This window comes from Rhizobium sp. SRDI943 (genome assembly GCF_057653695.1).
On the sequence record NZ_CM172787.1, the window covers coordinates 1,209,910 to 1,231,400 of the forward strand.

21 protein-coding genes are annotated in these 21,491 nt (G+C 61.4%); 6 read left to right on the forward strand and 15 right to left on the reverse strand.

What is annotated here, in order from left to right; translation table 11 throughout:
• Nucleotides 1-45 precede the first annotated feature (45 nt).
• From AC245Y_RS06165 to AC245Y_RS06190, 6 genes are all read right to left on the reverse strand, one after another.
• Complete coding sequence (locus AC245Y_RS06165; protein ID WP_017993537.1) at nt 46-972, reverse strand: Gfo/Idh/MocA family protein; 927 nt, start codon at nt 970-972, stop codon at nt 46-48.
• Between the two features lie 86 nt (nt 973-1,058).
• Nucleotides 1,059-3,101: a prolyl oligopeptidase family serine peptidase gene (locus AC245Y_RS06170; protein WP_017993538.1), complete on the reverse strand. Its 2,043-nt coding sequence runs from the start codon at nt 3,099-3,101 to the stop codon at nt 1,059-1,061.
• 68 nt (nt 3,102-3,169) lie between these two features.
• Nucleotides 3,170-4,015 carry a polysaccharide deacetylase family protein gene (locus AC245Y_RS06175; RefSeq protein ID WP_017993539.1) on the reverse strand — a complete coding sequence of 282 codons (846 nt, stop codon included), beginning with the start codon at nt 4,013-4,015 and terminating at the stop codon, nt 3,170-3,172.
• A gap of 241 nt (nt 4,016-4,256) precedes the next feature.
• On the reverse strand, nt 4,257-6,140 hold the full coding sequence (locus AC245Y_RS06180; RefSeq protein ID WP_012756847.1) for an ABC-F family ATP-binding cassette domain-containing protein: 1,884 nt from the start codon (nt 6,138-6,140) through the stop codon (nt 4,257-4,259).
• Between the two features lie 102 nt (nt 6,141-6,242).
• Nucleotides 6,243-7,292, reverse strand: coding sequence for a GGDEF domain-containing protein (locus tag AC245Y_RS06185; RefSeq protein ID WP_017993541.1), 1,050 nt, complete (start codon nt 7,290-7,292; stop codon nt 6,243-6,245).
• Between the two features lie 143 nt (nt 7,293-7,435).
• Nucleotides 7,436-7,945, reverse strand: a complete 510-nt coding sequence (locus tag AC245Y_RS06190; protein ID WP_017993542.1) for a DinB family protein — start codon at nt 7,943-7,945, stop codon at nt 7,436-7,438.
• A gap of 139 nt (nt 7,946-8,084) precedes the next feature.
• On the opposite strand from AC245Y_RS06190, the gene AC245Y_RS06195 reads away from it, so the two are divergent.
• Nucleotides 8,085-8,774 (forward strand): glutathione S-transferase family protein, encoded by a 690-nt coding sequence (locus AC245Y_RS06195; RefSeq protein WP_017993543.1) that lies wholly within the window; start codon nt 8,085-8,087, stop codon nt 8,772-8,774.
• 81 nt (nt 8,775-8,855) lie between these two features.
• Complete coding sequence (gene ndk, locus AC245Y_RS06200) at nt 8,856-9,278, forward strand: nucleoside-diphosphate kinase (RefSeq protein ID WP_003547097.1); 423 nt, start codon at nt 8,856-8,858, stop codon at nt 9,276-9,278.
• An 84-nt stretch (nt 9,279-9,362) separates the two neighbouring features.
• Here ndk and AC245Y_RS06205 read toward each other — a convergent pair whose 3' ends face one another.
• The gene (locus AC245Y_RS06205) at nt 9,363-9,866 is read right to left on the reverse strand and encodes a hypothetical protein (protein ID WP_012756851.1); all 504 of its coding nucleotides are present in this window, start codon (nt 9,864-9,866) and stop codon (nt 9,363-9,365) included.
• Complete coding sequence (locus AC245Y_RS06210) at nt 9,863-10,408, reverse strand: CGNR zinc finger domain-containing protein (protein ID WP_017993544.1); 546 nt, start codon at nt 10,406-10,408, stop codon at nt 9,863-9,865. Before AC245Y_RS06210 ends, AC245Y_RS06205 begins: the two co-directional genes overlap by 4 nt.
• A 66-nt stretch (nt 10,409-10,474) precedes the next feature.
• On the opposite strand from AC245Y_RS06210, the gene AC245Y_RS06215 reads away from it, so the two are divergent.
• Nucleotides 10,475-11,371 carry a branched-chain amino acid ABC transporter permease gene (locus AC245Y_RS06215; RefSeq protein ID WP_012756853.1) on the forward strand — a complete coding sequence of 299 codons (897 nt, stop codon included), beginning with the start codon at nt 10,475-10,477 and terminating at the stop codon, nt 11,369-11,371.
• Here AC245Y_RS06215 and AC245Y_RS06220 read toward each other — a convergent pair whose 3' ends face one another.
• The 5 genes from AC245Y_RS06220 to AC245Y_RS06240 form a co-directional block, all read right to left on the reverse strand.
• Entirely contained in the window at nt 11,372-11,833 is a 462-nt protein-coding gene (locus tag AC245Y_RS06220) for a molybdenum cofactor biosynthesis protein MoaE (RefSeq protein WP_026157305.1), read from the reverse strand.
• Nucleotides 11,834-12,079: 246 nt separating this feature from the next.
• Nucleotides 12,080-12,334 (reverse strand): molybdopterin converting factor subunit 1, encoded by a 255-nt coding sequence (moaD, locus tag AC245Y_RS06225; protein WP_012756855.1) that lies wholly within the window; start codon nt 12,332-12,334, stop codon nt 12,080-12,082.
• Entirely contained in the window at nt 12,331-12,921 is a 591-nt protein-coding gene (pgsA, locus tag AC245Y_RS06230) for a CDP-diacylglycerol--glycerol-3-phosphate 3-phosphatidyltransferase (protein WP_003547103.1), read from the reverse strand. The genes moaD and pgsA overlap by 4 nt, the downstream gene beginning before the upstream one ends.
• 215 nt (nt 12,922-13,136) lie before the next feature.
• Nucleotides 13,137-15,173 (reverse strand): excinuclease ABC subunit UvrC, encoded by a 2,037-nt coding sequence (gene uvrC / locus AC245Y_RS06235; RefSeq protein WP_017993545.1) that lies wholly within the window; start codon nt 15,171-15,173, stop codon nt 13,137-13,139.
• Nucleotides 15,170-15,937 carry an SDR family oxidoreductase gene (locus AC245Y_RS06240; RefSeq protein WP_012756857.1) on the reverse strand — a complete coding sequence of 256 codons (768 nt, stop codon included), beginning with the start codon at nt 15,935-15,937 and terminating at the stop codon, nt 15,170-15,172. Before AC245Y_RS06240 ends, uvrC begins: the two co-directional genes overlap by 4 nt.
• 365 nt (nt 15,938-16,302) lie before the next feature.
• On the opposite strand from AC245Y_RS06240, the gene AC245Y_RS06245 reads away from it, so the two are divergent.
• A complete protein-coding gene (locus AC245Y_RS06245; RefSeq protein WP_012756858.1) occupies nt 16,303-16,938 on the forward strand; it encodes an outer membrane protein in 636 nt (211 codons plus the stop codon).
• Nucleotides 16,939-17,023: 85 nt separating this feature from the next.
• Here the strand turns inward: AC245Y_RS06245 and AC245Y_RS06250 are convergent, their stop codons facing one another.
• Nucleotides 17,024-17,620, reverse strand: coding sequence for a glutathione S-transferase family protein (locus AC245Y_RS06250; protein ID WP_017993546.1), 597 nt, complete (start codon nt 17,618-17,620; stop codon nt 17,024-17,026).
• 163 nt (nt 17,621-17,783) lie between these two features.
• Entirely contained in the window at nt 17,784-18,653 is an 870-nt protein-coding gene (locus AC245Y_RS06255) for a 23S rRNA (adenine(2030)-N(6))-methyltransferase RlmJ (protein ID WP_017993547.1), read from the reverse strand.
• 16 nt (nt 18,654-18,669) lie between these two features.
• On the opposite strand from AC245Y_RS06255, the gene AC245Y_RS06260 reads away from it, so the two are divergent.
• Together AC245Y_RS06260 and AC245Y_RS06265 are read left to right on the forward strand one after the other, a co-directional pair.
• Nucleotides 18,670-20,874 (forward strand): molybdopterin-containing oxidoreductase family protein, encoded by a 2,205-nt coding sequence (locus AC245Y_RS06260; protein ID WP_017993548.1) that lies wholly within the window; start codon nt 18,670-18,672, stop codon nt 20,872-20,874.
• The gene (locus AC245Y_RS06265; protein ID WP_017993549.1) at nt 20,871-21,464 is read left to right on the forward strand and encodes an NUDIX domain-containing protein; all 594 of its coding nucleotides are present in this window, start codon (nt 20,871-20,873) and stop codon (nt 21,462-21,464) included. The genes AC245Y_RS06260 and AC245Y_RS06265 overlap by 4 nt, the downstream gene beginning before the upstream one ends.
• Nucleotides 21,465-21,491 lie beyond the last annotated feature (27 nt).

The window sequence follows — 21,491 nt, forward strand, 5'->3', positions numbered from 1 at the left end:
ATAGGCCGGCAAATCTTGCCGGTCTCTATGACGTTATTGCGACGCTCAGTCGTGGAATGCGTCGACGAATTTCCGCTTGCCGAGCATGAAGGCATCGGCGACGTGGCGCAGCGGCGCGAGATCGACATCCGATTTGCCGGCCTTGATGATTTCGGCGAAGCGACGGTAGAGCGAGGGATATTCCTGCTCCGGCTCGGCGAACCTCAGCGCGCCGTCGATCAAAAGCTTGGCGCCGCCCTCGGCGAGCACCATCTGGCCGGCTGCCGTCTCCGCGACGATGTCCCAGCTCTGCTTGCCGGTCTGGCGCCAGTCGAATTCGGCGTGAACCGGCAGGCCGTCAGCATTGCGGAAGTGAATGTCGGCAGCGATCGGCGCATCGCGATTCTCGGGAAATTCGAGCACGGCCTCGGTGATGAAGATCGGCCGCGGCAGGATATGGGTGACGATCGATAGCGCGTTGATGCCGGGATCGAAAACGCCGAGGCCGCCGGCCTGCCAGATCCATTCCTGGTTCGGATGCCAATGGCGGACATCCTCCTTCCAGATCACATGCACGCTTTTGATCGTCGTCGCGGCAAGAAACGCCTTGGCCGCCTCGACGCCCGGCGCGTAGCGCGAATGCCAGCTGGCAAAGAGCGACGCACCCTGCTTGTTCGCCAGCGCTTCGAGATCGGCCACTTCGCTGAGCGTCGCGCCGGGCGGCTTTTCCAGGAAGACGTGCTTGCCGGCGACGAGCGCCTTATAGGCCGCCTCGTAGCGATATTGCGGCGGCATGCAGAGCGAAACGGCATCGATCGACGGCTCGGCGTCGAGCATCGCTTCGATCGTCGTATAACTCTTGACGCCTTCGACCGTGCCGTGCCGGCTTGCCGTGGCGACGAGTTCGAAATCCGGGTTCTTGGCGACGGAGGGAAGGTGCTGGTCGCGGACGATCTTGCCGACGCCGACGATGGCGAGATTGATAGGAGACATTGTGTTTTCCGAGCCTGTATAAAAGTATGATTTATTGACCTGTTTGTATCAGAAAGAGGCGCGCCGACAAGCTCTCCTCCTCCATTCTACCGCATGGTAGTTTGGCGAAGGAAGCTGTAACCCATCGCCGCGCGGGCGGCGCGCTCTTCGGAATTGCCGTCGCCGCCATGCCCGCCGGAGCCGAATTCATGGAAGAGCGGCCGGTGTCCGTCTTCCTCCAGCCGTGCGGCAAAGCGGCGCGCATGCGAGGGGTGCACGCGGTCGTCATTGGCGGAGCTTTCGATGTAGATCGGCGGATAGCTGACCTTGGTCGCCGGCCCGACATTGTGAAGCGGCGAATAGCCGAGCATGAAGTCCCGGTCCGCCGGCGTCTCCGGGTCGCCATATTCGTCCATCCAGGCTTGCCCTGCGCTGAACAGGTGGAAACGTGTCATGTCGAGGACCGGCACCTGGCACCAGACGGCGCCGAAATCGTCGGGATAGCGCGTCAGCATCACGCCGGTCAGCAGTCCGCCATTGCTGCCGCCCTGGCAGGCGATCCGCGACGGCACTGTATAGCCGCGGGCGACGAGATCGCGGGCGATGGCGACGAAGTCGGCAAACGCCCGGTCTCGCCCCTGCCGCTTGGCGCTGCGATACCAGTCGGGCCCGAATTCGCCACCGCCGCGGATATAGGCCTGCACATAGGCGCCGCCTTGTTCCAGCCAGCGTCCCGTCACGCCGGAATAGTTCGGCGATAGCGAAACATCGAAGCCGCCATAGCCGTAAAGCAGCACCGGCAGCGCGCCCTTGGTCCACTGCTTCGGCAGGACCAGCCGGTAAGCAACCTTCGTTCCATCCTCGGAAACAGCCTCCAGCAGTTCGGATGACATATCGGTCGCATCGAAATAGCTCGGCGCCGTGGCGACGAAAATCGGCTCGGCTTGCTTGCTGCGATCCGACAGCTCGAGGCGGTAACAGACGGGAGGCTGCAGGAAGCCCTGGCCGACGATGTAGAGCGTATCGTCGCCAAGATGCAGATCCGCATGGAGCGGCCTGAAATGAGCCGTCTGCATATCCGCCGGCAGTGCGATCTCGCGCTGTTCGGCATCGGGCCTTGTCAGGTCCAGCACCATGAGACGCGGACGCAGCCGATCGGAGATGATGAAGACGCACCACTCCTGCATCAGCATCATCTGCGCGATCGACTGGCCCTCGCCAGGCTCAAACAGGATCCGCTCCGGCCCGAGCATGGCCGTCTCCGAGGCGGGGTCGAAGCGTTGCAGCACGAGGCTGCCGGTCGCAACGCGCTCATCGGTCTTTGCCCGCCAAAGGCAATGATCATGATTGAACTGGAAATCGGCTTCCTTAGGCAGATCGATGCGCCGCTGTGTGCCGTTATCGGCGATCAGGAAAGCGCTCGCGACGCCGATCTCGTGGGCGGCGACGAAAATATCGATCAATCCGCGATCCGCCGAAGCGCCTGATAGGGCAGGGTCGATGACGAGATTGAAGCCGTAGACGTCCTCGTCTGCTGCTTCGAACATGACGGCGGCATCTTCCGGCCGCTGCCCGCGCTTCAATCGCCGTCCGACGCGCGGCCATCCCGAGCGGGTCGCCGAAAATCGGTCGATGGAACCGAAATAGCAGATTTCGTCGCGGCTCAGCCAGGTGGCATGCGATCGTGCGGCCGGTGTATCGAAGCCGCCCTCGACGACCTGTTTCCGCTCGGCGTCGAATTCGAGCAGCCGGAGAAGGTCGGAGCCGCCGTCCGAAAGCGTGAGCAGCACCCGCGTCGGCTCCCATGGGCAGGTGACGGCGCCGCGCCAGTTCCAGCGCTTGCCTTCCCTGACGCAGAAGGCGTCGAGGTCGAAGACCGGCTCCCAGGCGGCGTCCGGCAGCGGCTCCTGGTCCGCCGGCAGGCGGAGCCAGATGCCGAGGGGATTGTCCTTGCTCTGCCGGAAATCGAACAGCCACTCGGCTCGGCGCATCGGGACGATCAGCCTGTCCTGCCGCTCGATCAGCGCCTTGATCGCGTCGCGATCCCTCTCGAATTCAGGTGTTCTCAGTGCCGCGTCGGAAACCCGGTTGTGCTCGTCAATGAACTGGCGGGTGCGCGGATCGTCGTCCGTTTCGAGATGAAGGTTCATATCTGACCTGCCGGCTTCCGTTGACGTCGCACTGATCTAGGCAGCCAACCCGGGCTTGGCAACCCGCCTTAGCGGATCGTCACGAAATCGGCTGAGGCAACGACGGTGTTCGGCACCTCAGTCTTCTTGAATTTCAGCGTCACCACCTTGTAGCCTTCGGCTTCGAGCCTCGAGAGCAGGCTCGGCAGCATCGCCACCGTGCGTTTGTGGATGTCGTGCATCAGGATGATGCCGCGGCCGCGCTTGTGTAAGAGGTTCATCGTCCGCTGCGTCGCGGAGACCCGCGTCGTGGTGAAATAGTCTTTGCTGTCGATGTCGACATCCATGACCACCATGTCGCGCATGGCGATCGCAGCACGCAGCCTGTGGCTCTCGGCAAGATAGGGGAAGCGGAAGAAGGAGACATCGGTTCCGGTCGCCTTGGTCACCGTCAATTCGCCCTTGATCACCTCGGCCATCGCCGCGTCGAAACTCAGCGAAGCGAGGTTGGCGTGGTCATAGGTGTGACTGCCGATCGTGTTGCCGTCCTGGGCGACCTTGCGGGCGAGCGCCGGATGCATCTCGGCCATTTCGCCGACCATCATGAAGGCGCCCTTGACGCCGAACTGGTCGAGGATTGCCAGCACCTTGTCGGTCCGGCCGGGGATCGGGCCATCGTCGAAGCTCAGGATCACTTCCTTGTCCTGCAGCTTGAGCTCGGCGAGCGAGGAGACCTCCAGCGTCCGTCCGGCGAGATGGTGCGGGCCGGCAAGGCGCGGCGCCGCATCGTCGCCGGTATAGGCAAGCGCCCGTCCCTCGGGCGCGATCACCGAGGAGGTCTTGATCGAGGTATCGGGAGCGGCTTGTCTGGTGGTGCTGCAGGCGGAGAGGGCGGCCGTGAGGGCCATGCAGGACAGAATGAAAAAACGATACATGGAAAGGGCTCAACAAATCGGTAACGAATGTTGAGACAACCTTTCGGATTATGGTTAATGATCGGTTGATAATGGCCGGAATTGCGTTGATGTGCGGCACTTCGCCACGCTTTCGATAGAGCATGATGCCGAAAAGTGTCAGCGGTTTTCGGACGACATCATGCTCCAACTGTTTAATTTAGAACAGGATTCAGATTTTAGGCCGATCCGGCCTAAAATCATCCTGTTCTAAGGCCTGTGGCTATCCCGCCATCGCTTCTTCGTATTCGGCAGACAGCATCAGCCAGTCTTCCTCGGCAGCAGCGAGTCTTGCCGCAGCCTCGCCGCGTTGCTTCACCTTTTCGGCGGCCTTGGCGGGCGTCTTTTCGTAAAGGGCCGGATCCGCAAGTTCCGCATCAAACGCCTGAATCTGTTTCTCCAGCTTCGCCGTCAAGGATTCGATTTCGTTGATCTTTTTCCTGAGCGGCGTTAGCGAGGCGCGGCGTTCGGCATTGAGCTTGCGCTGGTCGGCCTTCGACGTCGCATCTTCAGTCAGCTGCGGCTTTTCTTCTTTTTTTTTACCGGAACTGACGATGAGGTCGCGATACTCGTCCATATCGCCTTCGAAGGTCGTCACCGTACCGCCGTTGACCAGCCACAGCCGATCGACGGTCGCTTCGATCAGATGGCGATCGTGCGAGATCAGGATGACGGCGCCTTCGTAGTCGTTCAGCGCCTCGATCAGCGCGCGGCGGCTGTCGATGTCGAGGTGGTTGGTCGGCTCGTCGAGGATCAGCAGATTGGGCGCATTGAAGGCGGCAAGCCCCATTAGCAAGCGAGCTTTTTCGCCGCCGGAAAGATCCTTGGCGGCCGTCGCCATCTTCTCGGTCGCAAGCCCCATCTGGGCGACGCGGGCGCGCACCTTGGCTTCCGGCGCACCGGGCATCAGGCGGCGCACATGCTCCACCGGCGATTGCTCGGGAATGAGGTCGTCGAGCTGGTGCTGCGCGAAGAAGCCGATCTTCAGGCTCGGCGCGATCTTCACTTCACCGCTTTCCGGCGCCAGCCGGCCGGAGATGAATTTGGCGAAGGTCGATTTGCCGTTGCCGTTCGAGCCGAGCAGGGCGATGCGGTCGTCATTGTCGATGCGCAGATTGAGGTTCTTCAGGATCGGATTGCCGGGCTCGTAGCCAACGGCGCCGCTCTGGATCGCGACGATCGGCGAAGCCGGCTGCTTTTCCGGCTCGGGAAAAGTGATCGGCTGTACGTGGGCCTCGATCACCGCGGCAACCGTTCCCATGCGTTCCAGCGCCTTGACGCGCGATTGTGCCTGCCGGGCCTTGGAAGCCTTGGCCTTGAACCGGTCGATGAAGCCCTGCAGATGTTTGCGCGCCGCGTCGTTCTTGGCCTTGGCCTTGGTCTGCAGCTCGTCGGCTTCCGCCTTCTGTCGCTCGAACTGGTCGTAACCGCCGCGATAGAAGGTGAGCTTCTTCTGGTCGAGATGGACGATCGCATTGACGGCATTGTTCAACAGGTCGCGATCGTGGCTGATGATGATGACAGTGTGCGGATAGCGCCTGACATAATCTTCCAGCCACAGCGTGCCTTCGAGGTCGAGATAGTTGGTCGGCTCGTCGAGCAGAAGCAGATCCGGCTCGGAAAACAGCACGGCGGCAAGTGCGACGCGCATGCGCCAACCGCCGGAGAAGGAGGAGGCGGGGCGGGCCTGCGCGTCCTTGTCGAAGCCGAGGCCGGCAAGAATGCTCGCCGCGCGCGCTTCGGCCGAATGCGCGTCGATATCGACAAGGCGCATCTGGATTTCTGCGATGCGGTGCGGATCGGTTGCCGTTTCCGCCTCGGCAACGAGGGCCGTGCGTTCCTTGTCCGCGGCAAGCACGATCTCGATCAGCGCGTCTTCGGTCGCCGGCGCTTCCTGCGCCACCTGGCCGATGCGTGCAGCCTTCGGGATCGACACCGTTCCGCTCTCCGAGCCGAGATCGCCGGTGATGACGCGAAAAAGCGTGGACTTGCCGGCGCCGTTGCGCCCGACGAGTCCCGCCTTCGTGCCTGAAGGCAGCGAAACGCTGGCATTGTCGAGGAGCAGGCGCCCGGCGATGCGGGCGGAAATATCGGTGAGCGTGATCATGGCCGGCGTTTTGGCCGAAAGCGCCCGCCAAGGCAAGAGCGCTTGTCAGTCCTGGAGCATGATGCCCAAAAGCGGGAGTGGTTTTCGGACCTCCGGCCGGATCTAGCGGCCGAAAGCCTGCACCGGCAGTCGGGGGTTCGACTGCGCGGCGAGAAGCGCCACGCGGGCATTGGCCTGCAATTGTCCCGGTGTTGCCGCATCGGTGCTGAGCGCCACGCCAATCGAGATGGTGAGCCTGCCGGGATCGGCCTTGTCGGATGTCGCGAAGACCAGATTGTCCTCGACGGAGGCGCGCAGCCGTTCGGCAATAGCAATCGCATCCTGCATGCCGACATTGGAAAACAACAGGGCGAATTCGTCGGCCTCGGTGCGGGCGACGAAATCGTTTTTCTTGACCGACTTGCTGAAAAGGCCGGCAAGCTTCTTCAGGAGCTTGTTGCCTGCCTGGGTGCCGTATTTGTCGTTGAGATCGGTGAAATTGTCGATATCGACCATGATCAGTGCGCTGCCGGCGGCACCTTCTTCACGCTTGTAGAGATCGGCGATCGTCCGGTTCAGCGCGATGCGGTTTGGAAGCCCGGTGATCCTGTCGGCGATCGCGGCCGATTGCATCGCCGAAATGCCGCGCTCCAGCGTTTCCAGCGTCTTGATATCGTCCTGCAGCTTCGCGCCGATTTCCATCTCGGCTGCAAGAACTGTCGAAAGCGAGGCAGTGAGATAATCGACCTCGCTGAGGAAGGCGGCAAGGCTCTGGTCGTCTTGGCCGGAGACGGATTTCAGGATGGCGCCGCAGGCGCGCGCAAAGGCGTTCTTGTGCTTCAGCCCTTCGGCAAGCCGCTCCGCCACGTCGCGCAGCATCCGGCTCGCCTCGTTCCGCGACGTCTCGCCCGCCAGCCCGCAATGGCCGACGAGCCGGTATTTCAGGCCGAGTTCGTCGAGCATCGGCTGCTGCGGCTGAGGGCCGAGTGCTGCAATATCCTGCGCAAGGCCTGCATTGAGCCCGATGATCGCCTCATGAAAGAGTTCGTAATTGCGCGGGAGCGCCGCAACGTTCAGGCGCGCCATGTGCTGGGCGATCTTCTGAATATCCGCCATCGGCGCCGGGCGCGCAGCCTCGCGCGGCACCAGTGCGTTTGCGCTTCCATTCTGCATGACGATCCCTCGCGACCCGGCCTCATTTCTCAGATCAGGCTATGCCCGCAAGCGTTTAAGAGAGGCTGAATTTTCGACGGGAAGCCTGGGATTCACGGGTGGAACCGGCGAAGGCGGTTAATTCAGTCTTGATGGTGAAGGTCTTACATCCACTCGCGGCCCTCGCTACGGAGGAAGTAGATGAGATCCAACGTGAGGCTCGGCTTGCCCAGCGCCGTCAGCGTCATGTGGCACTGGCCGCGATGATGGGTCTGGTGGTTGAAGAGATGCGCGAGCGCTGGCGCCAGCGGCTGGGTGAATTCGCCCGGTTGCGTCACCGGCACATAGGTGAAGTCGGCGGCAAGGGCTGCCTCGTCCAGCGTGTCCATCCAGGCAATGATACGCTCGTCCTCGGCTTTGCGCGCGGCAGCAAGCGCATCCAGTTCTTCGAAGAGCAGGGCATCGAGTGTCGTCGGTGCCTCGCCGGCACCGCTGAAGCGCTTCATCCATATCCGGTCGGCGACGATCAGATGATTGAGCGTGCGATGCAGCGAGCCGAAAAAAGCGCCGTGGTCGCTGCGGAATTCCGCGTCGCTGAGTTCGGCCGCAGCCGCATAAACTTGCGTGTTGGCCCAACGATTATAGGCGGCGAACATCCTGTAATGTTTTAGCATTCAGTCCCTCCCGGATTGGTCGCGGCAGTCTAGCCCTTTTCCCCGGAAATCGCAGTGATGCGCCCATGAAATTTCCTGATTTGATCGCAGCCGCTTTCTGTCGTGGAATGGATGGAGCTACGATCTCGAAAGGACTGTCATGACCAGAGCCCTCTATTCCCTCTGCGGCGCTGACGAGCAGCGCTTCTTTTCGCCCCATTGCTGGAAGGCGGTGATGGCGCTTGCGCATAAGGGGCTCGATTTCGAGGAGATTCCGACGACCTACGCCCGCATCCGCGCGATCGGCGGCGGCGTCTCGTCGATCGTGCCCGTTCTCGACGACAATGGCCGGCTGATCCCCGACAGTTTCGACATCGCCCTCTATCTGGAGGAGGCCTATCCCGAGCGGCCGTCACTGTTCAACGGCGAAGGCGGCAAGTCTCTGTCGAGGATGGTGGAAGGCTATTCGCAAATGATCATCCATCCGGCGATCATGCGCATCGCCCTTCTCGATATCCATGCGAACCTCGACGAGGAAGACAAGGCCTATTTCCGTCAAAGCCGGGAGGCTCGGCTTGGCAAGCCGTTGGAAGTGGTTGCCGCCGACAGCGAGGCGGAGAAGGCCGCCTTCGGCGCCAAGCTGGAGCCGCTACGGCACATGCTGAAGTTTCAGCCCTTCATCGGCGGGCAAACGCCGCTCTTTGCCGACTATATCGTCTTCGGCGCGCTGCAATGGCTGCGTGTCTCCGCCGGTCTCGCCATGCTAGCCACCGACGATCCCGTCATGGCCTGGTTCGAACGCTGCCTCGATCTTCACCAAAGCCGCGGCAGGACTGTGACAGCGGCGTGAAATTGCCGCCCACCTCTTGTTTTCGGGCGTTGGGGCGGGTAAAGACCGCCCACTTTTCCCGAGAAAACAGAGGATTTGACTATGGCGATTGAACGCACCTTCTCGATGATCAAGCCGGACGCAACGAAGCGCAACCTGACGGGCGCCATCACCAAGATGCTCGAAGATGCCGGCCTGCGTGTCGTCGCTTCCAAGCGCGTCTGGATGAGCCGTCGCGAAGCCGAAGGCTTCTACGCCGTTCACAAGGACCGTCCCTTCTTCGGCGAACTGGTCGAAGGCATGACCTCCGGCCCGACCATCGTCCAGGTGCTGGAAGGCGAAGGCGCGATCCTCAAGAACCGCGAGATCATGGGTGCCACCAACCCGGCAAACGCTGACGAAGGCACGATCCGCAAGGTTCATGCTCTGTCGATCGGCGAAAATTCCGTTCACGGCTCGGATGCTCCGGAGACGGCTGCCCAGGAAATCAAGTACTGGTTCTCCGATACGGAAATCGTCGGCTGAGGCCACGCTTCGGCATTCGCCGGCAATGCTTTGAATTGACTCTCGAAAGCCGGGGCCTTGCTCCGGCTTTTTCCATGCATTTTTCTATGCCGGGCATTTGTCGGTGTTCGAGAAATCGACGCTGCCATCAGGCTTGAAGACCTCCGGGTTCTTGTCATAAAGCGCGCCGAGCACGAGCGGCTTGCTCGGCAGGACGGTCTGGTCGAGGTCGGACCGGAACTGCGTCTTCAATTCCTGCAACACCTTGCCGTCCTTGTCGACCAGCCGGACACTCACGGAATAGGGGCGGTCCTTGCGCACGCAGTGCAGTTTTTCGCTCTGCAGCGCGATCTTGTCGTCGATCGGGTAGATTTTCTGGTTCAGCACCAGCGGATCGCCTCCTTCAGGATTTTCAAATTCGGCGATGATGACCGAACCGTCGGGGATGGGCCCTGTCTTCTTCAGCGTCAGCAGATAGGTGGCGCTCGCCACCCGATAGTTGAAGACAAAGAGATGGCCGGTGACCTCGACCAGGTTTTCAGCCTGGCGCTGGCAGGCTGACAGCATCAGCCCGGCCACCGCCGCCATCACGATCCAATGCTTTCTCATGGCGTCTCCTCCTTCTTGCGGCGATAGTGACGGTTCGCCTTGGCGCGGTTGCCGCAGACCGCCATGTCGCACCAGGCCCGGCTTCTGTTCTTGCTGCGGTCGATGAACAGCCAGCCGCAATTGCCGCAGATCTTCATGCGCTGGGGATCGGGCATAGCGATCAGCCGTAGTGCCGAATGGGCGGTTGCCGCGGCCAGGCTGTCGGAGCCCGCGTCGCGCAATGTCCTCGCCAGCGCTTCCAGCAGGCTGGCGAGCAATTGGTCGTCGTCGCCATTCAGTATACGCTCGCGAAAATAGAGATCGATTGTTTCCCGCAGCGTGATGAAATCCGCTTCGTTTTCCGCCGCCACCGGTGCGATGTTGCCGAAAAGGGCGCGTTCGGCGCAGAATTCGGCCGCAGCGTTTGGAAAGCTCTGCATCTGCTCCCTGACCGCGAAGCGGTCGATCCGCCGCACTGCATCGTGGCGCAAAACGACGCTGTTGACGACATCAAGCGCCAGTGCGCCGCCGGCAAAGCGGTGAGGGGTCCAGGAAAAGCTCATGATGAAATTATAACTGGTGAAATAACTTTTACCAGTTATAATTTTGGTGACGCGGAGTGTCTGTGAATGGCCTATCTTCTGCAGCAGCTGGCGAATGCGGTTCCGCTCGCTGCTCTCTATGCCGCGCTTGCCTTCGGTTATGCCGTCGCCTTCGGCGTGACGAAGCGGGCCGACATCACCTATGGGGCGATCTTTGCCTTCGCGGGCCAGATCCTGCTGCTCTTCACCGAACTCGCCTATGTCAGGTTTTGGCTGGTGCTGCCAGCCGCCCTTGCCGTCGGCGCCTGCGCTTCCATCGTCTATTCGCTGGCGGCGGGGCTATGGATCGGCCGCTCGATCATGCTGCCGCTGGTCAACAAATCGCCGAATACGGTCATCGTCGCTGCCCTCGGCATCATGATCGTGCTGATGGAGACCGCCCGGCTTGCGGCCAATACCCGCTCTATCTGGCTGCCGCCGTTCCTGAACGACACGGTCGTCTTCTGGAGCGATGGCCTGTTCAAGGTGACACTCACTTATATCCAGTTGATCAACACGGTACTGATGTGCGCCATCGTCGCGGTGGGTACGCTGATCCTCAGGCGCACGGCGTGGGGCCGCGTCTGGCGCGCCGTCACCGATGATCCGCTGGCCGCCGAACTCTGCGGCACCAGCGCCGACCGCGTCTTCCTCATCGCCTATACGGCCGCGGCGCTTGTCGCCACCATCTGCGGCATCCTCGCCACCTTCTATTACGGCTCGATGGATTTCGGTGCCGGCCTGATGTTCGGGCTGAAGGTGCTGCTGATCGCAGCCGTCGGCGGCTATTCCGATCCGCTGCGCTCGGCAGGCGGCGCTGCCGGGCTTGCCGTCGTCGAAACCATGTGGGGCGCCTACGGCCCCTTCGTCTGGCGGGATCTGGTCGTCTTCTCGCTGCTCGTCCTGCTCTTGGTCATGAGCCGCAGAGAACGAGTAGTGCTCTAATTATTTCCACTTGTCGCGCGCCGCATCGTCGGCGTCTTTCGCCGCGACCCAGTCGCCGGTGGCGCCATCCCGCACATGCTCCTTCTTCCAGAAGGGCGCTGCGGTCTTCAGGAAATCCATGACGAAATTCGCGCCGTCGAACGCCGCCTGCCGGTGTGGCGCCGCTGCGACGACGAGCACGATATTCTCGCTAGTTGCGATCTTTCCGTAACGGTGGATAGCGGTGAGGCCGAGAAGTCCGAAGCGCTGGATGGCGAGATCGCCGATGCGCCGGATCTCCGCTTCGGCCATGCCGGGATAATGCTCGAGCTCGAGGGCAGCAAGCGTGCCGCCTTCATCGCGGCAGAGGCCGGAAAAGGTAACGACGGCGCCGATGCCGGGTTTGCCTTTGGAGAGCAGATCGACCTCGGCCTGCAGGTCGAAGTCTTCATGCTGGACGCGGATGGTGGGGGTGATGATCACGACAAACGCCCCTGTTGCTGTGAGGCGCATTCACATCCCAACCCGCCCTCATTCCTGTGCTTGTCACAGGAATCCAGTGCGCCCAAGTCCTTGGGCGCGGGAGGAGCAATTGCCAAAAAGAAAGAGTCATTCATCGCGCGGACGCGCGATGGCTGGATTCCTGTGACAAGCACAGGAATGCGGGAGAGAAAGGAAGTCTCAGTCCTACCCATTGTCAGCTTCCAAAGCCCGACCGAATGATCGTAATCACCCACCCGTCATCGGCGGAAATATACCGATCTCTTTCGCCCCTGATATCGGCTCGTCATGTTCGACATGCTCCATGTCGAGCGCCACGCGGATCACGTCGGGATATTGAAGTGCGGTCTCATATTCTTCGCCCAGCGTCTTCAAATGATTCAACAGATCGGCGACGGTGACGACGGAGGAGGGGAGGTCGATCTCCTCCTCGCCCTTGCCGATGCGCTCGCGCACCCAGGCGAAATAGACAAGCCGCGTCATTCCTCGTCATCCACGATATGTTTCACCCCGGCGCGGAAATAGTCGTAACCGGTATAGATGGTCAGCAGTGCGGCGATCCACAGCAACGCGATGCCGGTCTGCGTCGTATAGGGGAAAATCTCGTCTCCGGCCGGGCCGGCGAGCAGGAAGGCGATGGCGACGAGCTGCAGCGTCGTCTTCCACTTGGCAATCCGCGTCACCGGTACGCTGACTTTCAGCGCCGCCAGATATTCGCGCAGTCCCGACACCAGGATCTCGCGGCAGAGAATGGTGATCGCCGCCCAGATCGACCAGCCGGCGATTGTCTGGTCGGCCGCGACCAGGAGAAGGATCGAGGCGACCAGCAGCTTGTCGGCGATCGGGTCGAGCATGCGGCCGATATTCGACGTCTGGTTCCAGATGCGCGCGAGATAGCCATCGAGGAAATCGGTGAGCGAGGCGATGACGAAGATCCACAGCGCCACCCAGCGCGCCGTATTGCTGATCGACAGCCTGCCCTCGATGAAGAAGCAGAGAACGATCAGCGGTACGGCGAGGATGCGGCCGTAGGTCAGAAGATTGGGAATGCTATACGCACGCGATGCCATGGGATCGTTTCTCTGAATTGATGCGCCGCTGCAGCGCCGCGCGTCTTTTCAGGCGCGCAAAGGACGCTGTAACACTTTAGAATATCCGCATCGAGCTTTCCGAAAGTCGATTCCGATTTTCGGGCCGATGCGGTAGATGACGGCTTTGGCCGCGGACCGTCAACATTCTTTCTGTCTTTTCACCGCCTTTGCGTGGAATTTGCGACGGACGCCGGTTATTTCGCGGCGTCGTCATGGAAATGGTTATAGACCTGCTTGGCGACGGCTTCCGATATGCCTTCCACCGCCATCAGGTCGGACAGGGCGGCGCGCGAAACCGCCTTTGCCGTGCCGAAATGCTGAAGCAGCGCGCGTTTGCGCGACGGGCCGATGCCTCCGATCTCGTCGAGCGGGTTCTTGATCATTTCCTTCTTGCGCCGTGCCCGGTGCGAGCCGATCGCGAAACGGTGCGCCTCGTCGCGCATGCGCTGGATGAAGTAGAGCACCGGATCGCGCGGCGGCAGCGTGAAGCTCTCGCGTCCCGGCGGGAAGAAGCGTTCACGCCCGGCGTCGCGGTCGACACCCTTGGCGATGCCGATCGCCGTCACGCTGTCGGTGATGCCGAGTTCGGCAAGGATGGCGCGCACCGCCGTCATCTGCCCCTGGCCGCCGTCGATGAGGATCACATCGGGCCACGTGGGGAAGGGCATGTCGGCAGCGTCGGGTGTGGCCACCTGCGCCGTCCGGTCAGGAATGCCGTCCTCCTTGATCAGCCGCGAGAAACGCCGCGACATCACCTCCTTCATCATGCCGAAGTCGTCGCCGGGCGTGATGTCGGTCGATTTGATGTTGAACTTGCGGTACTGGTTCTTGACGAAACCTTCCGGCCCCGCGACCACCATGCCGCCGACGGCATTGGTGCCCATGATATGCGAGTTGTCGTAGATCTCGATGCGCTGCGGTGCGTAGGCAAGCCCGAACGTTTCCTTGAAACCTTCGAGCAGCCGCGACTGTGACGCCGTCTCGGCGAGCTTTCGTCCATGCGCCTCGCGCGCATTGCCGACGACATGGTCGACCAGATCCCGCTTCTCGCCGCGCTGCGGCACCAGGATGGAAACCTTGTGGCCGGCCTTTTCGCTGAGTGCTGCGGCGAGCAGCTCCAGTTCCTCGACCGTCTGCGACAGCATGATCTGCTTCGGCACCGGCTTGTCGTCGTAGAACTGCGCCAGGAAGGAATTCAGCACTTCCGCGCTCGAAAGCTGCGGATCGGCCTTCGGGAAATAGGCGCGGTTACCCCAGTTCTGGCCGGTGCGGAAGAAGAACACCTGGATGCAGGAGATGCCGCCCTCATGATGGATGGCGAAAACGTCAGCCTCCTCGACGCCGGCCGGATTGATGCCCTGATGGCTCTGCACATGCGACAGTGCGGCGAGGCGATCGCGATAGATCGCCGCCCGCTCGAAGTCGAGGTCTTCGGCCGCCTGGTTCATCGCCTCGGCCATATGCGACTTCACCTTCTGGCTCTTGCCGGACAGGAAGTCCTTCGCCTCCTGCACCAGTTCGCCGTACCCCCCATCGCTGACCTCGTGGGTACACGGCCCGGAACAGCGCTTGATCTGGTAGAGCAGGCAGGGGCGTGTGCGCGTTTCGAAGACGCTGTCGGTGCAGGTGCGGATCAGAAAGGCGCGCTGCAGCGAGTTGATCGTCCGCCCGACCGCGCCGGCCGAAGCGAAGGGCCCGAAATAGTCGCCCTTTCGCGCTCTCGCACCGCGATGCTTGAAGATCGCCGGCGCCCGGTGGTCGCCGGTGATGAGGATATAGGGAAAGGACTTGTCGTCGCGCAAAAGCACATTAAAGCGCGGCCGCAAGCGCTTGATCAGATTCGCTTCCAAGAGCAGCGCTTCGGTTTCCGTGCGCGTTGTCACGAATTCCATGTTCGCCGTTTGGCGCACCATCTGGGCGATGCGGTTGGAATGCACGCGGCCGACGGCGTAATTGTTGACGCGCTTCTTCAGGCTGCGTGCCTTGCCGACATAGAGCACGTCGCCCTCGGCATTGAACATCCGGTAGACGCCGGGGCTGTTCGGCAGCCGCTTGACGAATTCGCCGATCAGTTCCGCGCCGAGAAGCCCGGTTTCATTGAGGCTGCCCGCATTCCAGTCGACAGCAGCCGCAAGCGGCACGGCGACGGAAGCGTCCACTTCGATATCGTCTTCGCTCTCATCCGTCTCGTCGTAGAGAACGCCGCCATCCGGCAGCTTTCGTCCGTTCATTCCGTAATCTCCGCCACATCGGGCGTCTGCCAGGCAAGGTGCTGGCCGCCGTCTAGGGCAATCATCTGGCCGGTGACCGAGGGCGTGTCGTAAAGGAAGCGAATCGTTTGTCCGAATTCCTCCAGCGCCGGCCCTCGCTGCAAGATAAGGGCTGAGACCTGCGCTTGGAAGTCCTCCATCGCCTGCCGCTCGCTCGGCATCGACGGGCCGGGGCCGATGGCATTGACGCGGATGCGTGGCGCCAATGCCTGTGCAAGTGTCTGCGTCGCCGTCCACAGCGCGGATTTGGAGAGGGTATAGGAATAGAAGCTGGGCCTCAGCGCCCAGACCCGCTGGTCGATGATATTGACGATCAGCCCCGCTGCCTCAGCCGGCATCTGCTGCGCGAAGGCTGCAGCAAGGATAGAGGGCGCACGAACATGCAGGTCGAAGTGCAATGCCCATGTGGCGGCATTGAAACTACGCGCGGAATCATGCTGAAAAACCGACGCATTATTGATGAGCAGATCGACCGGCCCGAGCGCTTCCGACGCCTTCGCGACCAACGCGCCCGTTTCGCCGATATCGGTGAGATCGGCTTGCAGCGCGATCGCTCGATATCCCTTCCGCCGCAATTCCGCCACCAGCTCTTCGGCCTCACCGATCGAGCCGTTCGCGTGGATGGCAACGGAAAAGCCATTTGCAGCAAGGTCTTCGGCGATTGCTCGGCCTATTCTCTTAGCAGCCCCTGTTATAAGGGCCGAGCGAAGTCTTTTGTGGTTCAAAATCGTGCCTTCTGATCCCGCGAGTCTGTCTGCAGACTATATAGGCGCCGACGGTGATTATATAAATAGGCCGTTGCGGTTGCCTCGGGGAGAGGGATATTCTATGTATTATTTAAGAATGCGATTTCTTAAAATAAGTATTTTCAGTTTAACACTTCAGTATGGTTAATGAAGTGTATGTTGCGCCAAAGCAACATCGAATTTCAGCCATGCGGAAGCCACAATGATATCACAATTTGGCTCTTTCAAATCCGCATTTGAGTTCCAATTTCAGCCTCGATCCGGAAGGGACATCTGGCAATATCCCGCCAATGCTTCACTGATAGACAGATGACAAGCGGCGCGGGACTGAAAGGAGACTAAGTATGCGTGTACTCATTGCTGGCCTCATGGCCTCCGTTTTTGCGATTGCCGGCCTCTCGGCAGCTCAGGCGGCCGATGCCGTCGACCAGATTCCGGAAGCACCGGTCGCCCAGGACGCTCCAGTCAAGCCGGCAGGCAACTGGGAAGGCTTTTACCTCGGCGGCGCCGGCACGTACAACATGGGTGACTTCGGTTCCGACCGCCACACCTACGGTTTCGGCGGCCAGGTCTTCACCGGTTACAACTGGCAGCAGGGCCAGATCGTTTACGGTGTTGAATCCGATCTCGGCTACAGCGGCGACGACGTCTCCTCGGGCGGCGTCAAGAACAAGTATGGTTGGAACGGCTCCGTCCGTGGCCGCGTCGGCTACGACATGAACCCCTTCCTGCTCTACGGCACGGCCGGTCTTGCCATCGGCGACGTCAAGGTTTCCGACGACACCTCGGACGAAAGCAAGACGAACTTCGGCTACACGGTCGGCGCCGGCGTCGAAGCCTTCGTGACCAACAACATCACGACGCGCCTCGAATATCGCTACACCGACTACCAGAGCAAGGATTACGACCTCGACTCCGGCAGCTTCTCGCGCGGTTACGACGAGAACAGCGTCAAGCTCGGTATCGGCGTCAAGTTCTAAGCTCGTCGAATATCCGAACATCGAAAAGCCGGGCACGTCGCCCGGCTTTTTGATGTCTGCTCGTTGCTCCAGACGCTGAGCCCGCTCAGCCCTCGGACTTGAGCTCGCTGTGGGCCGGGAATTTCTTGTCGAACTGCAGCTGCCAGTCGATCAGCGGCGCATGATCGGCTTCCCACTGGTCCTTGAAGCGCAGTTCGAGATAATCGAGCGTCGCCGCCAGCGCGAAATGTCCGCCATGGAGCTTCTTGCCTGTTTTCGGCGGATTGGCGCTGAGATGAGCGAGCCCGCTCGTCGCCTTCTTCCACTGCCGGTCTATCCACGGCTGATGGACCTTTTCCTCGTCGCGGAAGCGCCGCTCGTAGACGATCGCCAGCAGGCAATCGCAGATGCCGTCGCAGAGCGCCTCGAGGATTTCCACATCCGTGCGCTTGCCCTTCTTGGAAGGGTAGAGCCCGCCCTTCGTCAGCCGGTCGAAATAATGCATGATCGCCACGCTATCGTATATCGAGACCTCGTCATCGGTCAGCAGCGTCGGGATCTTGCCGAGCGGATTGTTGTCCACCAGGATCGCAGGTCCGGTATTGGTGTCGACCCGGATGGCGTTCAACTCCAGGCCTAGAAAATGCGCGGCCATCCGCACCTTGTTGGAATAGGGTGAGGCGGGCGAACAAAGGAGCTTCATGGGACACCTGATGAGATTGTGGAGCTGCGGCGCGGACTATTCCCGAAGCTAGCGCATAACCCCGAAAATCGGAATCGATTTTCGGAAAGGATTATGCGCAAATTCAAAGTGCTACAGCGTCCTTTGCGCGTCTGAAAAGACGCGCGGCGCTGTAGTTGCCCGGTCAATCGTCCTTGACCGTCTTGTTCTCGCCACGCAGCCAGAAGGCGCGGTGAGAGGCGAAACGGTCTTGCGCCAGATGATCCTTCAATGCGGGCAGCAATTGGTGCAACTCATCCTTCAGCGTGAAGGGCGGGTTGACGATGACGAGGCCTGAGCCCGTCAGTCCCGTAATGCCGCGGTCGCTGCGAACGGCGAGTTCGGCGCAGAGCATTTTCGGGATGTCGAGCGCCTGCAGCGTCTCGTGGAATTCCTTGATCGGCGCGCCCTTTTTCAGCGGATACCACAGGCAATAGGTGCCGCCGGGAAAGCGGCGGTAGGCTTTTTCCAGTCCCTCGGCCAGCCGCTGATATTCGTCCTCTTCCTCGAAGGGCGGATCGACGAGGACGATGCCGCGCTTCTCCTTCGGCGGCAGATGCGCGCCGAGCGCCAGCCAGCCGTCAAGCTCGGTGATGCGGGCATGGTGATCGCCCTCGAACAGCCGGTGCAGCCTGACATAGTCCTCGGGGTGCAGTTCCATCGCCGACAGCCGATCTTGCGGCCGGAACAGCATGCGCGCAAGTTTCGGCGATCCGGGATAGAAACGGATGCCGCCCTGCGGATTGAGTTCGCGGATTGCGGAGAGGTAGGGTTCCAGCAGTTCGGAAACCTGAGGGCCGAGGTCTGCCTCCATCAGCTTGCCGATGCCATCGAGCCATTCGCCGGTTTTCTGCGCTTCTTCCAAGGAGAGGTCGTAGAGCCCGATGCCGGCATGCGTGTCGAGCACGCGGAACCCGCCATCCTTCTTCTGCATGTAGCGGATCAGCCGCGTCAGCACGACATGTTTCAGCACATCGGCAAAGTTGCCCGCGTGATAAATGTGGCGGTAGTTCATTTTTGCTGATGTCCGTATGAATTCGCGTCATGGGGAATTTTTGTGGCTTTTGGCCGTGCAAGCCTTGGAATATACAAATGCCATGAACATTGCGACCCCCATCCACGCCAAATCAGAAAAGCCGGACAACAGGGTGGGCCACACGGCCTGTCCGCATGACTGTCCCTCCACCTGCGCACTGGAGGTCGAGATATCGGAGGATGGCCGCATCGGCCGCGTGCGCGGCGCCAATGACCATTCCTACACGTCAGGCGTCATCTGCGCCAAGGTCGCCCGTTATGCTGAGCGGCTCTACCATCCCGACCGCCTGATGCATCCGTTGCGCCGCGCCGGCGCCAAGGGGGCAGGGCAGTGGCAGCAGATTTCTTGGGACGATGCGCTGGATGAGATCGCCGAAGCCTTTGTGAAAGCCGAGGCAAGGGACGGCAGCGAGGCGGTCTGGCCCTATTTCTACGCCGGTACGATGGGCTGGGTGCAGCGCGATTCCATCGATCGCCTCCGTCATGCCAAGCGTTACTCCGGTTTCTTCTCTTCGATCTGCACCAACCCGGCCTGGACCGGCTTCACCATGGCGACCGGCACGCTGCGCGGTCCCGATCCACGCGAGATGGGCCGCACCGATTGCGTCGTCATCTGGGGCACCAACGCGGTGTCGACGCAGGTCAATGTGATGACCCACGCCATCAAGTCGCGCAAGGAGCGCGGCGCGAAGATCGTCGTCATCGACATCTACGACAATCCGACGATGAAGCAGGCCGACATGGCGCTGATCGTCAGGCCGGGTACCGACGCCGCGCTCGCCTGCGCCGTCATGCACATCGCCTTCCGCGACGGTTACGCCGACCGCGATTACATGGCGAGATACGCCGATGATCCCGCCGGTCTCGAAGCGCATCTGAAAACCAAGACGCCGCAATGGGCCGCTGCTATCACCGGCCTTTCGGTCGAGGAGATCGAAGCCTTCGCCAGCCTCGTCGGCACGACGAAGAAGACCTTCTTCCGCCTGGGTTACGGCTTCACCCGCCAGCGCAACGGCGCGGTCGCCATGCATGCGGCCGCCTCGGTCGCCACCGTTCTCGGCTCCTGGCAATATGAGGGCGGCGGCGCCTTCCATTCGAACAGCGATATCTTCCGCATGAACAGCGCCGAACTGACCGGCCGGTCGATGAAGGATGCCGATATCCGCATGCTCGACCAGTCGCAGATCGGCCGCGTGCTGACCGGCGATGCCGTGGCGCTGCGCCATCGCGGCCCGGTGACGGCTATGCTGATCCAGAACACCAATCCCGCCAACATCGCCCCCGAGCAGCGCCTCGTCAGACGTGGCTTTGCCCGTGAGGACCTCTTCGTTGCCGTCCACGAGCAGTTCCTGACCGAAACGGCCGAGATCGCCAATATCGTCATTCCGGCAACGATGTTCGTCGAACATGACGACATCTACCGGGCCGGCGGCCAGAACCATATCCTGCTGGGGCCGAAGCTGGTCGAGCCACCGCCCACCGTGCGCACCAATCTCTTCGTCATCGAGGAACTGGCCAAACGCCTCGGCGTCGCCGATCGCCCAGGCTTCGGCTTTACCGCCCGCGAGATGGTCGACCGCATCCTCGAATCGAGCGGCCTGCCGGATTACGATCATTTCCTCGAACACAAATGGTTCGATCGCCAGCCCGCTTTCGAGGAAGCGCATTATCTGAACGGCTTTGCCCATCCGGACGGCAAGTTCCACTTTCGCCCGGACTGGATCAATCAGCCGGCGCCGAACAAACCGCCGGCGGCAATCGGCGCGCTCGGTCCGCACGCAGCGCTTCCAGACTTCCCCGATCAGGTCGATGTCATCGAAGTCGCCGATCCCGAGCATCCCTTCCGCCTCGCCACGTCGCCGGCGCGCAACTTCCTGAATTCGAGCTTTTCGGAAACCAAGACCTCCCGGCAGAAAGAAGGCCGCCCTGAAGTGATGATCAATCCGGCCGACGCCGAAGCCAACGGCATCACCCATGGCGATCTCGTCCGCATCGGTAACAGCCGCGGCGATCTGCGCATCCACGCCCGCATCACCACTGAAGTGAAATCAGGCGTGCTGATTGCCGAGGGCCTTTGGCCGAACAAGGCGCATGTCGACGGCGAGGGCATCAACGTCTTGACCGGCGCCGACCCCGTCGCGCCTTATGGCGGTGCGGCCGTGCACGACAACAAGGTCTGGCTTCGCAGGGACGCAGCATGATGCAGCCGAAATCCCGGGTGAAAATCGCCGGCGAGGAAACCCTGTCGAATGGGTGGACGCGGCTGAGCAGCTATCTGCTCGACTATATCGACCGCAAGGGCGCAACCCATCGGTTGAAGCGGGAAGTCTACCACCGCACGCCCGCCGCCTGCATTCTGCTTTATGATCCCAGGCGCGACCTCGTCGTTCTCGTCCGCCAATTCCGCCTCGCCGTTCATCTCAACGGCGATCCCAGCTGGATAATCGAGGTGCCGGCCGGCCTTCTCGACGATGACCATCCCGAAACGGCGATCCGTCGCGAGGCGATGGAGGAGACCGGCTATCGCCTGCGCGAGGCGCGCTTCCTGTTCAAATCCTACACCTCACCGGGTGCCGTCACCGAAGTGGTCCACTTCTTCGCAGCCCTCGTCGACATCGCCGACCGCGTGGCCGAAGGCGGCGGCATGGACGAGGAGCACGAGGATATCGAAGTCCTCGAGATTCCGCTCGACGAGGCGGCGACGATGATCGAAACCGGCGAGATCTTCGACGTCAAGACGATCGTGCTTCTGCAATGGGCCCTGTTGAACAGGGCAAAGCTGACAGCGTGAATCTGCGGAGCGAGCGCATCGGGTCAT